The sequence below is a fragment of the Rhizobium sp. Root708 genome, from assembly GCF_001429725.1.
Taxonomy (GTDB): domain Bacteria; phylum Pseudomonadota; class Alphaproteobacteria; order Rhizobiales; family Rhizobiaceae; genus Rhizobium.
Genome location: NZ_LMHV01000002.1, coordinates 1 through 14730, shown reverse-complemented (window position 1 = coordinate 14730; position 14730 = coordinate 1). Strand labels below are relative to the sequence as shown.

Here is a 14730-nt window from a genome sequence, read left to right as displayed (position 1 = left end):
GCGGACGAAATCTCAGGCCTTCCGGCGCAGCATCAGCATCAGGAAGGGCGCGCCGATCAGCGCTGAGACGAGACCGGCGGGGATCTGGTACGGCGAGACGATGGTGCGACCGACGAAATCGGCGGCGACCATCAGGCTTGCCCCGATCAGCGCCGCGCACACCATCTGCGGTAGCGCCCGCCTCAAGCCGGCTTCGCGCGCGAGGTGCGGGCCCATAAGCCCGACGAACGAAAGCGGCCCGACGGTGAGCGTTGCCGCCGCCGTCATCAGCCCTGCCAAACCGAACAGCGCGAACCGTGATTTGGCCAGCGGCACGCCGATCGCGGCTGCTGGCGCTGGCCCGAGCGGCAGAAGGTCGAGCCAGCGGCGAGCGAGGAAGGTGACCGAGAGCAGGAGAACGGCGGCGACCGCCTCGATCTGCGCGGTGGTGGCGTCGACGAGGTAGGTCGATCCGCTCATCCAGCGCATGAGGATCGCGGCCCGCGGATCTCCCGACGAACTGAGCACGCCGACGACGGCATCGACCATGGCGCTTAGCGAGATGCCGGCCAGCAGCACGCGTTCCGGCGCGAACGAGCTGCGCCGCGAACTGACGACGATGACCGCGAGAACGCCGATCGCGCCGACCGCCGCGAAGGTGAATTGTCCGGCAATACCAGGCGTGACTGCGATTAGCGCGATGGCGACGCCGAAGGTCGCACCGGCGCTGATGCCGAGCACCTCGGGGCTTGCCATTTCGTTCGAGGTAAGGCGCTGCAAGATGGTTCCGGCAACCGCCAGCATCGCCCCCGATGCCAACGCGGCTACCACCTTGGGAATGCGGATGGCGAGGATATCACCGGCAAGGCCGCCGGAGACGAGATGCCATCCCTCGGTCTCGTCCCGCCCGAGGAATATGCCGGCCGCAAGCACGACGAGAAGGCAGATGGCGGCGAGCGCCATGACAGCGGTCGCGGGCAATCCGTGCTTTTGCTGCCTGAAGGGTGACGGCTGGATGCGGTGGCGGATTTTCAGCAGTGGAAGCAGCGCAAGCAGCAGGGGAGATCCGAAGATCGCGGTAACCGCTCCCGTCGGCAGGAAATCGCCGAGTTCGCCAGCGACTAGCTGCAAAACCGAATCGGCGAGCAACAGCAGATTGGCGCCGATCAGCGGCGACCAGAAAATGAGCTGCGCCGGCCGCCGCGCCCCCGCCAGACGCGCCAACGTAGGCGCGACAAGGCCGATGAAGCCGATGACGCCAACCGCGCTGGTGACGAAAGCCGCGAGCGCGACTGCGGCTGCGATGACGATGAAGCGCAGGCGGACAAGACGCACCCCGAGCGCCGCCGAACCGCTTTCGCCGAGATCGAGAAGCGACAGCGGGCGGATTACCAGAGCGCAGACGATGGCAACGAGTGCCAGCCGCCATAGAAGTGACAGCGGAATGACCCAGCTTTGTTGCGCTAGCGATCCGGCACCCCAGATGAACAGGCTCGCGAGGCTCGACTCGTTGAGATAGGTGAGGATGGCGGCAAGGCCGCCGCACCAGAGGCTCAGCACCAGGCCTGACAGCACGAGCGAATAGGGCGAGAAGCCGCGCCGCGCGCCGAGGCCGACGACGATTATGGCGGCCGCCGCACTGCCTGACAGCGCGATGAAATCACGACCGGCACCCAGTAGGCCGGGCACGAACAGGGAGGCGACGACAAGCGCCAGGTTCGCGCCGGCGGAGATGCCGAGCGTGGTCGGATCGGCAAGCGGATTGCGCAGCACCTGCTGCAGCAACGCACCAGACAGCGCAAGCGCCGCGCCGGCGATCAATGCGGTCGCAAGGCGCGGCAGTGTCGAGTAGTAAAGCACCATCCGCGTGATGTCGTAGCGCGGGCCGGCGACCGCGGAGAGCGGCGGCGCTACCAGGAACCAGCAGGCGATACCGGCCAGCGCAAGAAGCAGGATCGTGACGGAGGCCGGGCCGATATTGTCGCGGCGGGATGCGATCATGCGTCTTTTTCCAGATGGTCCGTCAAGAGGCCCGCGAAGCGCACTGCCTCGTTGACCATGCCGAACATCAGTACCGGCGGAAGGACCGAGAGGTGGCCGGGACGAGAGAAGGGAAGGCGATTCCACATAGGGCTCGATGCCAGTTTGGGCAGGACGTCGGCCGGAACGGGGTCAAAGGCGATCAGTCGGGCGTCCGGGTCGGTGACGCGGGAAAGCTCCTCGATGCCGATGGTGTCGAAGCCCCAATAGTTCGAGTCTTCGGTCCAGGCATTTCGCAGGCCGATGCGCTCCATCGCGTTGTGGAACAGACCGGGGTTCGAGTAGATGCGAGCGTGCCTCGCATCCATGAAGTTCACCAGGCCGATGGACGGCAAGTTCTTCTCCGCCAGCCGGGCGCGGCACTGATCGAGAAAGGCGTCCGAGCGGGCAAGGAACGCCTCGGCTTCCGTCTCTCGCCCGAGCTCGCTTGCCAGCTGGCGGGTGGCCGCGATGGCGGCGGGAAGAACGGGACCGGCATCGGGCGAGAAGACCTCCAGCCGGATTACCCGCGCGACCGACTGCAGCTTCGGGAGCAGTTCGTCGAGAAAGGGCGTCGTCAATATGATGTCGGGCTTCAGCTGAAGCAGGATTTCGAAGTTGACCTCGAATGAGTTGCCGATATCGACGACAGACTTGGGAAGCGCCGGCTCCACCACCCACCTGCTCCAATCGGCGAGATCGGACAGGCCGACCGGCGGCAGGCCCAGCGATAGCAACGTGGATGCGATGCCGTAGTCGAGGCTGACGATCCGTTGCCCGGCGGTTTGCGCAAGCAACGGCGTCGGAAACAGCGCGGTAGCCGCCGCGCAACCGAGAAAGGAGCGGCGGGAGAGGGAGAGCGAACGGCTTGTTTCAGGGGACATAGGCAAGCGGGTGGTTGAGGTTTGGGGCAGGGATGATCGCCATGTCGATCCCGTAGATGTCGTGCAGGGTAGACGGCTGCAGGATGTCGCCGGGCGTTCCGCTTGCCACGACGCGACCCTGCTTCAGTGCGTGAATACGATCGCAGAAGCGGGCGGCCATGTTGATATCGTGAAGAACGATGATGACGCTCCGGCCGCCTTCGTGCGCAAGGCGCCGGACGAGCGAGAGCACCTCGATCTGGTGGGCGATATCGAGAGCGGCGGTCGGCTCATCTAGAAGCAGGCAACCTGCGTCCTGGGCGATCAGCATCGCGATCCATGCCCGCTGCCGCTCGCCCCCCGACAAGGTGCCGACGATGCGATCGGCCGAGCTTTCCACATGGGTCGCCTTGAGCGCGAGGGCGACCTTTTCTGCGTCGACCTTCGAAAAGCGGCCAAGCGGTCCATGCCACGGGTAGCGGCCGCAGCCTACCAGCTCGCGAACCGTCATCTCCGAACCGGAATTCACGTCCTGCGGAAGATAGGCGACGGAGCGGGCGAAAGTGCGCTCGCTGGAATGCATCAGATCATGCTCGCCGTAGTGGATCGATCCAGATGTCGGTGCGAGCTGCCGGGCGAGCATCTTCAACACGCTGGATTTGCCGGAACCATTGTGGCCAATCAGCGCGACGACCTCGCCTGCGGGAAACAGCAGATCGACATCCTGCAGGATGGTGGCGCCGCCGATCGAGAGGCCGACACCGTCAACGACGAACGACGCCGCGCCTTGGGAAAGCTTCGTGTTCTCGCTCAATGGAAGACCTCATTCTGTGATTGCCAATCCCCCGGTCGCTGGGCGACGCGGGGGATGTCATTTGCCGATGTGGCTGGTGATCTCGCGGACGAATTACCAGCGATATTTCAGCGACGCGGTGATGTTGCGGCCCTGACCCAGGTAGCAGGATCCTTCGTTGCAGATGGTATCGCGATCATCAGCGATGTTTCGAACATTCAAGGCGGCGACCAGACCGTCGTACTTCTTGTCGATGGCACCGAAGTCATAGCCGATCGCGGCGTCGAAATAGACGCTTGCATCGTTCTTGGTCGTGTTCTCGGTGCTGGTGTAGTTGGCGCTGGCGTAGCGGATGCCGGCACCGGCCGACAGACCGGGAACCGCGCTGCCTTCCGCGAAGGTGTAGTTCGCCCAGAGGCTTGCGACGTGCGGCGGCGTGACGGCGGGTTCGTTGCCGACGAAGTCGCCCCCGGTGATTTCGGCGTGCGTATAGGTATAGGCGGCGACCAGGTCCCAGCCGTCGGCGATCTGGGCGCGCGCTTCGAGCTCGATGCCGTTGTTGGTGACTTCGCCGATCGAGCGATAGAACGTTGCCGTCGGATCATCCGGATCTAGCGCTGGCTTGTTCTTCTCCACGAGATGGTAGGCGGCGGCCGACAGCAGGATGTCAGTGCCTGGCGGCTGGTACTTCACACCGACCTCGGTCTGTTCGCCCTTTGCGGGATCAAGAATGTTTCCGGAGACCGAGCGGTTGGTCACTGGCATGAAGGACGTTGCGTAGCTGACATAGGGCGAAATGCCGTTGTCGAAGGCATAGAGGGCGCTTGCCTGCATGCTGAAGGCGCCGGTGGCGAGATGATCATCGATCAGGGCGCCGTCGCTCTGTCCGCCGTTGGTCTGCTGGACCCATGTCTGGCGACCACCGAGTGTGAAGTTCCATTTGTCGACCTCGATCTGGTCGATCGCGTAAACGCCAGTCTGCTGGAGCCGCGCGCGTTGCTGGTAGTTGTCCAAGCCGGCGGTCGGGCCGGATATGCCGTAGACGGGATTGGACAGATCGAGGTCGAATGAGAAGTCAAAATCCGGATCGGTCGGATCGGTTACACCATAGCCATAGCGGAACGTTGATCCCGCTTTCATGTAGTCGACGCCGGTCAGGAGCTTGTGCGATGCCGCGCCGGTATCGAATGTCCATTCCAACTGATTATCCGTTTGGAAGACGTTCATGTTCTCGCGGAACGCCACCGGATAGCGGTGCACGATATCCCCGTCATATCCGGCAATTTCCAGATAACGTGCCTCCAGACCGAGATGAGAATAGCGCACGTTCTGCCTGAAGGTGACGAGGTCGTTGATTTCGTGCTCGACCTGGTACCCGACCTGCTGCTGCTTGGTCTTCTGATAGTCGTATTTCGGATCGCTCGCCCGCATGTCATGGACCACGCCGTTCTCGTCGACGAGGGCGCTGACGGATCCGTCCGTCTCGATATTCTGCGCCAGGCCATAGAGCGTGACCTTGGTCTGGTCGGACGGCTGCCATGTCAGCGACGGCTGCAGCAGATAGCTGTCGTCCTCGATGTCGAAATTGGTCTCGCCTTTGCGGGCAAGGCCGACAAGGCGATAGGAGAGATCGTCGCCTTCGCCGATCGTGTCGCCGAAATCGAAAGCGACCTGCTTGCGGTCCTTGGTGCCGTACATCGCCTCGACTTCGCGAATCTGGCTGCCGTCGGCGAACTTCGAGACCTTGTTGATGATACCCGCAGGCGTGCCGGCGCCGTAAAGGATCGAGACCGGTCCCTTCACGACCTCGACGCGCTCCAGCGAGTAGGGCTCCGTTCTGAACATCGAGAAGTTCATATAGGGCTGCTGCAAGCCGTCCTTGTAGTCGCTGGTAAACGTCGCTTCGGTGCCGCGGATATGCAGTTCGTCGAAGCGCGGGTCGAAACCGCTCTGGCTCGTCGTCACGCCGGCCGAGTAGCGCACGGCTTCGAGGATGGTTTGCGCGTCGCGCTGCTCGAGCTCCTTACGCGTGACCACCGAAACAGATCGGGCCGTCTTGACGAGCGGCGTATCGAGCTTGGTGGCGGCGCTGCTGAACTTGGCGGTGACGGTGCTGTTGTCGGCCTGAGCGGATTCCGAGGCGACGACGATCGGCTGCAGCACGGTCGAACTGTCGCTCGCGGTGCCTGCCGATCCGCCCGCAGTCGCGGAGATTGCGACCGTCGTGGCATTCGGGAAGGAGAAGAGGAGGCCCGATCCGGCGAGAATCCTGGACAGCGCGGCCTGCGGCGTGGCCGAGCCGGAAAAGCCCGGCGATGTCTTTCCCGAGGCGGCGGAAGCGAGATAGGTGACCTGCAACCCGGCCTGGCGGCCGAAGGCTGTCAGCGCCTGGCTCAGCGGGCCGGCCGGCACGGAGAAGGAGACCTGGGCTTGCGCCTGCGCCGAGGCCTGGCGGCAACCCAAGGCGAAGCTGGCGCCGATCGCCGTCGTCATCATCAGCGCCGTTACCAGTGCCTTACCCGTGCTTTTGAAATTCGTCTCGCCGGTCCCTCGCATCCCTTGGTCACTCCATGTCTGCTTATATTCCAGGGCGAGCGGCCATGCCGGACAAGCTTTAGCCGTCGTCCCTGTTACTGTTACAAACGGGCCTGCGATTTTTTCACTTTTTCACTCAACTTTTTTCAGATGCTGGAAACGACGGTGACGTAAGGCGTGACCTGGCGCACACGCGCACCGGCCGGGTGCACCACGGCCTGAAGCGCGCGCAGCGGATCGTTGAGGTCGAAAACCCCGCTGACGCGCTGCCGGCCGACAAGACGGTCGGCGATGATGATGCGACCGGGGAGCCAGCGGCCGATCCGGGCGGCGAGAGCGGAGACCGTCTCCCTTTCCGCGATGAGCAGCTTGTCGCGCCAGGATGCGATCTGCCCAGCCTCGCGCTGGCCGCGGTCGATATCGCCGGAAACGGGGTCGATGGTCATCCACTGGCGAGCCGTCAGCGATGCGATGCTCTCGGGAGCGCCAGCGGCCGCCCGCACGTCGACAAGACCATGATCGACGCCGACCGAAAACACTCCCGCGTCTTCAGATACATCAAAGGCCGTGCCGAGGGCCGTTGCGCGCATGCTATCCGACAAAACGGAGAAGGGCCGGCTGGCATCGCTCGCGACCTCGAAGAACGACATGCCCGCCAGAAGGTCCACGGTGCGGGCCTCGGCTCCGAAGTTGAGCGCGATCGCGCTTTCGGGGCCGAGCGTCGCCCCGCTGCCATCCGGCAGATCGATACGGCGAATCTCGCCCTTGGCCGTCATGTAGTCCGCACGGGTTCTAAGCAGCAGGCTCGGGCCGAAGGAATAGGTCGCGGCTCCGAAGCCGAGGGTAGCAAGCCCGCCGACCATGAAATTCCTGCGCGTCAGCCCAAGGCCCTCGCGCCGCTCTATCTTGCGCCGCTCGCTGAGGATGAGGCCGGATGCGCCATGGATTTTCGACACGCGCTGCCACGCCTCCTCATTATCAGGGCTGCGGGCGCGCCAGGCGCGGATCATCTCCAGCGCCACGGGATTATCGGGATCGTTCTGATGCCGGATGATCAGATCGATCGCTTCGTCCAGCAGACGATCCTGATCCGGTGTCGCCTCGTTCATAGTCATCCTTCCCAGGAGATCGGCATTCAAATGCCCTATCTCTTATACAAACGAGCCGCGTGAATTTTCTCTAATCGTCTTGGGGATATTCAGAATGTGCCGACGCGCAGCACGAGGTGCCGGTAGGCGTCGCGGATCAGCGACCAGGCGCGGGTAGTGGAAATGCCCAGTTCCTCGGCCACCTCGGCGATGGTCCGTTCGCCCAGCCGGTGCATCTCGAAGGCCTGTCGGGTGCGCTCCGGCAGTTCACCGAGCGCCTGGTGCGTTTGCACGAGGCACTGCCGCGAATAGACAATGCGTTCGGGTGACGGAGCGGGATCGGCGATGTCGGCCGCCTGATCGAGATCGACCGTTTCGATCAGTGCCTCACGCCGCTGATGATTGATCCCGAGATTGCGGGCGGCCTTGTAGAGGTAGGCTCTCGGGTTGTGGTTCTGAGCGTCGCCGGCCGGAGGTTTTGTAATCACGCGCAGAAACGTATCTTGCGTCAGGTCTGCTGCAACATCGTCTCCGAACCCGCTGCGACGCAACGAGCGGGCGATTCCGTTCGCGTGGTGTCGGAAAAGACTATGGAGATCCCAACTCATGTCTACGCCTGCTTCACTTACCTGCTATGGTCCCCGGACAACTCAGCGCTTCACCCGCGCCGCGGACAACTTCTGCGCCGCTGAATTTTCTCTGGCAAGATTAATTCAATGGAACGGCCCATGTGTCGGACATTCGGATCAAAAGTGGTGTGAAAATGTCACCTTTTCGGTGGCCCTAAAGGTCACGGTTGATCGAAGCAGCGACGAACGTCGTCCAGATGGAAACGACGCAACTCCTGTGCCCTTCTTTCCCGTGCCACGAAATATGCCGGTATTCCGGCGAGGGGTTTCGGGCGCTCTGTCCCACTTGCTGCTCGCCAGTCGCGCTCCATCTACCAAGCATGAACCGATCGTTGAAACAATTCTCACGGATGGCAGGTTTCGCCGACGCTATGCTGCATGGCGGACGCATCCGACAGGTCGGAGCCATCTGCTACCGAACTGGCGCCATCGGTCTCGAAGTCCTTCTTATCACGACGCGTGATACCGGCCGCTGGACGATACCCAAGGGATGGCCGATTGGCGGGAAGGCCTCACACCGAGCCGCCGAACAGGAAGCCTTCGAGGAAGCCGGCGCAAAGGGACGGGTAAGCCGGACCATCTTCGGCCGATATGCCTACGTGAAGGTTCTTTCGACACATATGAGGGTTGATGCGGTGGTCGACGTCCATCTCCTGGAGGTCCGGCGCATGGCGCCTCGCTTTCCGGAACGCGGACAACGAAAGCAGGCTTGGCTGTCGCCGCAAGAAGCCGCGTTGCGCGTCAAGGAACCAAGCCTCAAGCGTCTGCTCCTGCGGCTTCCCGGTCAATCGAGGCTTAAATAAACCATGTGCTAATAATAGTTTGATGCGATTATCTAATGTTGCACTGGAGAAGAGAACGATCGCCAAGGACGAAACGTTTACGACGGGATCACGGAGGCAAGCCGTGGAACAACCGCGAGACATACCGGTACTGGTCAATGTCGTAATCGGAGCCTTGTCCGGGTATGCGTCAGCCGAGATCGCGTTGATGTGCCCGTTCTCAGGCCTTCTTTACTCGGGTGCCGTGTTCGTTCTCATTCTCTTGATGACGAGCTTTGCGATCAAGACGATGAGGCAATTCTGGCAGTAGGGTGCAACCGGCCCGACCGTCGACACATTGGCCTTGAGCTTACGAAGCTGTTTGGAACGCCATGGCGGATCAAGCTACTCAATCGCTGCCTCTATCCGTCGCCAGACTTTTCACCAACGCGATGATCGATCTTCTCACTTGCTCATCACGAATCTTGACGAAGGCGACGTTTAGCGCGAACCCCTCCGAAGACCGGACGAGCTGCTCGATCGCCTGGACTTCAACCATTTTGGTTGCCTGGTCCCCTTCGAATTGTCCGAAGAGGGCGGCGGGTGTTGTGCCCAGAGCGCACGCGATTTGCTGTAAGCGGCTCGAGCCGACGCGGTTCATGCCCTTCTCGTATTTCTGGACCTGCTGGAAGGTAACTCCCAATTTCTCGCCAAGCGACGTCTGCGACATGCCAAGAACCTTGCGGCGCATCTTGATCCTTGCCCCAACTTCGGAGTCGACTTTGGCGGCGGTCTTGCTCGATGTTCTTGGCATGGGCGTCCATTGCAGATCTGACGTGGTAGGCAGATTCTACACGGAGTGCCCGGACGTTAGCTAGATCCGACCAAGGTCCGGGGTGCCAAGCAAGACGCCGGTCGCGATCGCCTCTAGGCGGATTTGGTCCGTCGCTTGACGCTTCTGGCAAGATGATCTGAAGGGCGCTCTATAAAGTAAAGCCTGCGGTCAATTGTAAGACTGCAGCCCGCGCGGCGGTCATTGCGCGACAACAAGCGCGACAATATCGCATGACGAGAAATAAATCTCGAAACAACTGGCGCTGAGGTTGCAAATACTACGACCTTAAGTAGATTGTTATATATTGCGGATAAATATCGAATATCGCGATGGCCAAGCGCGGCCGGTCTAGTCAAACTCAATCCATCCGGTCCGACATGGTTGCATTAGCTACTCGTGAAAGCGCAGAAGAATCCGTTTTAGATCTGGAGAATTTGATACTGAGCATCTCCATGGCTCGGGGATTGGCGGAAATCATGTCTGCCGTACGCCTGGCAGCAAGAAGGCTGATCGGTGCGGATGGCATCACATTTGTCCTGCGCGAAGACGGTCTTTGTCATTATGCCGACGAAGACGCCATTGCGCCCCTTTGGAAGGGCCAGCGGTTTCCGCTTGAGCAGTGCATATCGGGATGGACGATCCTTAATCGTCAGGCAGCGATCGTTGATGATATTTATGCAGATAATCGCATACCACATGCGGCTTATCGACCGACCTTCGTGCGCAGCCTGGTCATGATGCCGGTCAGGGAAGAGGATCCCGTCGGGGCTATAGGCGCATACTGGGCGAAGCAGCACGTTCCGAGCGCAGAAAGTGTGCATATACTTCGGCGTATTGCAAACAGTGCAGCGGTCGGCATGACCAACGTAGCACTGATCAATTCTCTGGCTACATCGCGAGAAGAAGCTCTGCGTGCCAAGGATGCCATCATTCTTGCGATGGCGTCGCTGGCAGAAACCCGGGACAACGAAACGGGGAACCATATCCGCCGTACGCAGCACTACATTCGTGTTCTGGCCGAGGCTGCACGGGCGCATCCTGCATTCAGGTCGGAACTGAGTGAGGCGCTGGTCGAACTCCTGTACAAGTCGGCGCCGCTTCACGATATCGGAAAGGTTGGCATTCCCGACCGGATTTTGCTGAAGCCCGGAAAGCTGAGCAAGGACGAATTCGCGATCATGAAGACCCATTGCGAGCTCGGCATGTTGGCAATCGCAAACGCACAGCAGCATCTCGGCGTGTCGAGTAACTTCCTGAGTGTGGCTCAACAGATTGTCCTCACCCATCACGAAAAGTGGGATGGCTCCGGATATCCGCATGGGCTGAAAGGGCCGAGCATTCCGCTCGCCGGGCGCCTCATGGCCATCGCCGATGTGTACGATGCACTCGTCTCGGAACGCATCTATAAATCTGCGATACCTCACGCGGAGGCGGTCGCGATCATCCTCGCCGAAAAGGGGAAGCATTTCGATCCGGAGTTGCTCGACATCTTCGAAACCGTTGCTCCTCGCTTCAACGAGATTCATGAGCGGTTCATGGACGGACGGAATAGCGTTGAAGTCGAGATGGACGATCAATCCGGAACGCGGGCCGCCGTTTGACGGCTGATTTCCAAATGGTTGGCGATCGCGGCACCAGATGTTGCAAAGAATTGGTGTGTTTGAGCAAGCGCGCCGTAACGCGGCCGGGTTCGGTGGTAGTCATCGACCTTCGTTAACGGGCAGCGGTCGAGGCGCGGAGCTTGGTTCCACTTGCGGGTCGCGCCATTGCAAGAAGGTGGGCGGTGGATTTCGACCGCCGTCACATGTAAACTCCGGGCAATCGGACAGGCGTAGTCACCCAAAGACCTTGACCCCCGCAGGAGCGGTCGCCGCTGTGGATCGAAAGCTTGCAGCAATCCTTTCCACCGATGTGGTCGGCTTCAGTCGGCTCACCGCTCTCGACGAGGAGGGGACCATCCGCGCCCTTACCTTGTGCCATGACCACATTGCGGAACTGGTACGCGAGCATAGTGGCCGCATCTTTGGGAGTGCCGGTGACGGTCTCGTGGTGGAGTTCCCGAGTGCTGTTCAAGCGGTCCGCTGTTCGGTCGAAATCCAGCGTCGCCTTCTTCGTCACTTCGGAGACTTCCCCAGGGAACGCCGGCTGGAATTCCGCATTGGGATCAATCTGGGGGACGTGGTCGTGTCGGGCGGCGATCTGCTGGGCGATGGCGTCAACGTCGCTGCGCGCCTGCAGGAAATGGCAACACCCTCGGGCATCTGCATTTCCGGATCGGTGCGCGAGCATCTTGACGGCAAGGTGGCGTTCGCTTTGAGGAGTCTCGGCGAGCGGGCGCTCAAGAATATTCCAAGACCTGTTTGGGTGTTCCAAGTCGACTGGTCGGACGAGGCGCTCGGTGGACTATCCGGATCAACTCCCGCCAACCGCTTCGGCAAGGATCAGCCGTCTGTCGTCGTGATGCCCTTCGACAATCTCAGCGGCCCGACCGATGAGTACTTCGTGGACGGCGTGGTTGAGGAAATTACCTCGGCACTGTCTCGTGTTCGCGACTTCTTCGTCATCGCGCGCCAGTCGGCCTTTACCTACAAGGGGAAATTTATCGACGTGCGCGACGTTGGCCGGGAACTTGGTGTGTCCTACGTGGTGGAAGGGACTGTCCGCCGCGGTGGTGAGCGATTGCGTATTTCTGTCCAACTGGTCGACGCCGAGAGACGGACCCAACTCTGGTCGGAACGATACGAGGGCGTGACCGAAGACCTCTTCGAGTTTCAGGACAGGATCGCGGCGCAGGTTGCCGGCGCAATCCATCCAGCCATCCGCAGTGCGGAGATCGAGCTGTCGAGGCGCAAGCCACCAAGCAGCCGTCGTGCCTATGACCTGGTCATGCGGGCCTACCCGCACCTGTGGGGCCACAACAAGGAAGGCGTCAAGCTGGCAATTCCCTTGCTTGAGGACGCTATTGCGATCGACCCAGCTTACGGCCGGGCCCACGCCTGTCTGGCATGGTGCCACGCCCAGAACCTCGGCTATGTCTGGACTGAAGAACCTGAGCGGGAACTGGAACTCACATTGGGCGCAATCGAGGCCGCAACACGCTCCATCGACGATGACCCGACAGCTCTCACTGCGGTTGGCGGAGCAATCAGCCATTGTGGTGATCAGGACCGTGCGGCCGCGTTCCTCGAGAGGGCGCTGGCGCTTGATCCGAACAACGCATGGGCATGGGCGCGGTTTGGCTGGGTGGCGAGCTACAAGGGCGAGCCCTATCCCGCCAGGGAGCGGTTCGAGAGAGCGATGACGCTCAGTCCGGCTGATCCTCTGGCGTTCAATATGAGAATGGGGTTTGCGCTCGCCCTGGCGTTGGCAGGGTCTCTTTCCGAAGCCGTCTACATCGCACGGGAGGTCGTCAACAAACATCCGGACGTGACGTGGCCTTATCGAATGATGACCGCATGGTCATCGATGGGTGGCGATGAGGACACAGCTCGCTGGGCCGCAACGAAGTTGCTGGCCGCCGAGCCAGGATTTACGATCGAGCGCTATATGAAGCGGCCTGTCTTCAGAGCTGTCCCCCAATGGGCTGACCAGATGGCGGAGGCGTTACGGAAGGTTGGGGTGCCTGAGCGTTGAAACCCAATGGCGTGCTCGGCGGTGCTATAGGGCCGACGGCTGCCAGGGCGCCCCATCTGGCTCATCCTCGACGTTGCCTGGACGATAAGTCTCCGTCTCGGTGCTGAGCGCAAGATAAGGTGATGCTAACATACCATATGAGATATAAGAACATTCGTTAAACGGATAGGAAACAAATCGATCGAACGAGCCGCAATCAACGCTGAGCATGCGATCCGGTTGGAGGGGTAGGCTTCCTGTCGCTCGCATCGAAGCACGATCTCCGCTTTCACGGCAACGCCGCTTGAAGGCTCCGGTCGCTTCATTTTCGCTGACGCGTTCCGGATGGCGCGCTGCGTGCCAGATGGCCGAGTACATGGCAGATCAGCCGACCGGCAACTGTTGCCGTCATGGCATTGATGTCGGCCGCAGGGTCCAGTTCGACAATCGAAAGCCCCGCCAATGTTCGGCCCTGCATTGCGGCGGCGATCAGATCGGTAACTTCGTCTAGGCGAAGTCCTCCGGGTGACAGCGCGTTCACGCCGGGGCAAATAGAGGGATCGAGGGCGTCGAGATCGATGTGGATCAGCAGATGACCGTGGCGGGGCAGGGCATCTGCGACTGTTGTCATGCCCGATGCTCGAGACTTGTGAACCGTAAAAATACGAGCGCCCCACGATGTTGCGGTCTCGACCTCTTCTCGAAGCGCGCTTCCGACCGCCCGGATTCCGACCTGCGTTATGGAGCGGACATTAGCGAGTTCGGACGCCCGGCGCATCGTGCTCGAGTAGCCGAACCGTTCGTCACCGATGTGGTCGCGCCAGTCGATATGAGCATCGATCTGAAGGATGTGCAGGTCCGGCAGATCCGAAAATCCGCTCATGAACGGGATGCCCGTGGAATCGTCTCCCCCTATGAGGATCGGCACGGCGCCATGTGCCCTGGTATCTCGCGTCGCATTCTCGATTGCATGTCGATTGTTCTCATTGGCGTGCGGTGTCGTCGGGACGTTCCCAAGATCAACAACCTTGAGTGCGCCATCGTTCAGCAGTGGTCCGTCGAAATCGAAATCCCAGTGATCGATGTGAACGGAGGCGGCGGTGATTGCACGGCGAACGGCGTCCGGTCCCGTCTCGCTCGGTGGTTTCGACTGGGCGCCGGCATAAGCGGTTCCATGCGCGGCGCCAAAGATTGCCACGTCAGCATGGGCCGCATCGGCGGCCGAAGGGACGCCGAGGAATGTCCCGGATACTTGATGAAATTTCTCGGTCATATCTGCTCCCGTCGGATGAAATCGGCCTAATGATCAGTCCGCGTGGCGCCGATTGCTCTTAGCCATCAACACATAGATTCCACAAAATCCCAAGTCAGATCATGGGCAAGAACCCTTGAGGCAAGGCGATAGGGATGTGGACGCGATTCAGGGTGAAGTGAATAGCCCCTAGATTTGTAGACGCCTTCTCCCCTAAACTTGAGGCAGGAGGCCTATATGGGCAAAGGCAATTTCACAGAAGAGTTCAAACGTGACGCGGTGCGTCAGATCACTGAGCGGGGCTATCCGGTAGCGGAGGTCTCGCAGCGGCTGGGGGTCAGCCCGCATTCGCTCTACGAGTGGA

13 protein-coding genes are annotated in these 14730 nt (G+C 61.1%); 5 read left to right on the top strand and 8 right to left on the bottom strand.

Annotated elements, in window-relative coordinates; genetic code table 11:
* Positions 1-12 precede the first annotated feature (12 nt).
* The 6 genes from fhuB to ASE04_RS02315 all read right to left on the bottom strand — a co-directional run bounded on the left by fhuB (position 13) and on the right by ASE04_RS02315 (position 7885).
* On the bottom strand, positions 13-1977 hold the full coding sequence (fhuB, locus tag ASE04_RS02340; RefSeq protein WP_200960673.1) for a Fe(3+)-hydroxamate ABC transporter permease FhuB: 1965 nt from the start codon (positions 1975-1977) through the stop codon (positions 13-15).
* Entirely contained in the window at positions 1977-2882 is a 906-nt protein-coding gene (locus tag ASE04_RS02335; RefSeq protein WP_056811370.1) for an iron-siderophore ABC transporter substrate-binding protein, read from the bottom strand. The genes fhuB and ASE04_RS02335 overlap by 1 nt, the downstream gene beginning before the upstream one ends.
* Positions 2872-3609, bottom strand: a complete 738-nt coding sequence (locus tag ASE04_RS02330) for an ABC transporter ATP-binding protein (protein WP_443216839.1) — start codon at positions 3607-3609, stop codon at positions 2872-2874. The genes ASE04_RS02335 and ASE04_RS02330 overlap by 11 nt, the downstream gene beginning before the upstream one ends.
* 159 nt (positions 3610-3768) lie before the next feature.
* Entirely contained in the window at positions 3769-6210 is a 2442-nt protein-coding gene (locus tag ASE04_RS02325; RefSeq protein ID WP_244490316.1) for a TonB-dependent siderophore receptor, read from the bottom strand.
* Between the two features lie 125 nt (positions 6211-6335).
* On the bottom strand, positions 6336-7298 hold the full coding sequence (locus tag ASE04_RS02320; protein WP_056811363.1) for a FecR family protein: 963 nt from the start codon (positions 7296-7298) through the stop codon (positions 6336-6338).
* 89 nt (positions 7299-7387) lie between these two features.
* A complete protein-coding gene (locus ASE04_RS02315; protein WP_056811358.1) occupies positions 7388-7885 on the bottom strand; it encodes an RNA polymerase sigma factor in 498 nt (165 codons plus the stop codon).
* A gap of 353 nt (positions 7886-8238) precedes the next feature.
* Between ASE04_RS02315 and ASE04_RS02310 the strand changes: the two genes are divergently transcribed.
* The gene (locus ASE04_RS02310; protein WP_244490315.1) at positions 8239-8709 is read left to right on the top strand and encodes an NUDIX hydrolase; all 471 of its coding nucleotides are present in this window, start codon (positions 8239-8241) and stop codon (positions 8707-8709) included.
* Between the two features lie 103 nt (positions 8710-8812).
* The gene (locus ASE04_RS02305; RefSeq protein ID WP_156408680.1) at positions 8813-8998 is read left to right on the top strand and encodes a hypothetical protein; all 186 of its coding nucleotides are present in this window, start codon (positions 8813-8815) and stop codon (positions 8996-8998) included.
* A 78-nt stretch (positions 8999-9076) separates the two neighbouring features.
* On the opposite strand, the gene ASE04_RS02300 is transcribed toward ASE04_RS02305, so the two are convergent.
* A complete protein-coding gene (locus ASE04_RS02300) occupies positions 9077-9418 on the bottom strand; it encodes a helix-turn-helix domain-containing protein (RefSeq protein WP_244490314.1) in 342 nt (113 codons plus the stop codon).
* 413 nt (positions 9419-9831) lie between these two features.
* Here ASE04_RS02300 and ASE04_RS02295 point away from each other — a divergent pair, with 413 nt between their 5' ends.
* The gene (locus ASE04_RS02295) at positions 9832-11103 is read left to right on the top strand and encodes an HD-GYP domain-containing protein (RefSeq protein WP_082597228.1); all 1272 of its coding nucleotides are present in this window, start codon (positions 9832-9834) and stop codon (positions 11101-11103) included.
* 274 nt (positions 11104-11377) lie between these two features.
* Positions 11378-13135, top strand: a complete 1758-nt coding sequence (locus ASE04_RS02290; protein WP_056811342.1) for an adenylate/guanylate cyclase domain-containing protein — start codon at positions 11378-11380, stop codon at positions 13133-13135.
* Positions 13136-13436: 301 nt separating this feature from the next.
* On the opposite strand, the gene ASE04_RS02285 is transcribed toward ASE04_RS02290, so the two are convergent.
* Entirely contained in the window at positions 13437-14387 is a 951-nt protein-coding gene (locus ASE04_RS02285) for an arginase family protein (RefSeq protein WP_056811339.1), read from the bottom strand.
* A gap of 216 nt (positions 14388-14603) precedes the next feature.
* On the opposite strand from ASE04_RS02285, the gene ASE04_RS02280 reads away from it, so the two are divergent.
* Positions 14604-14730: transposase (locus ASE04_RS02280; RefSeq protein ID WP_082597227.1), on the top strand; the 127-nt coding region annotated here is incomplete at its 3' end.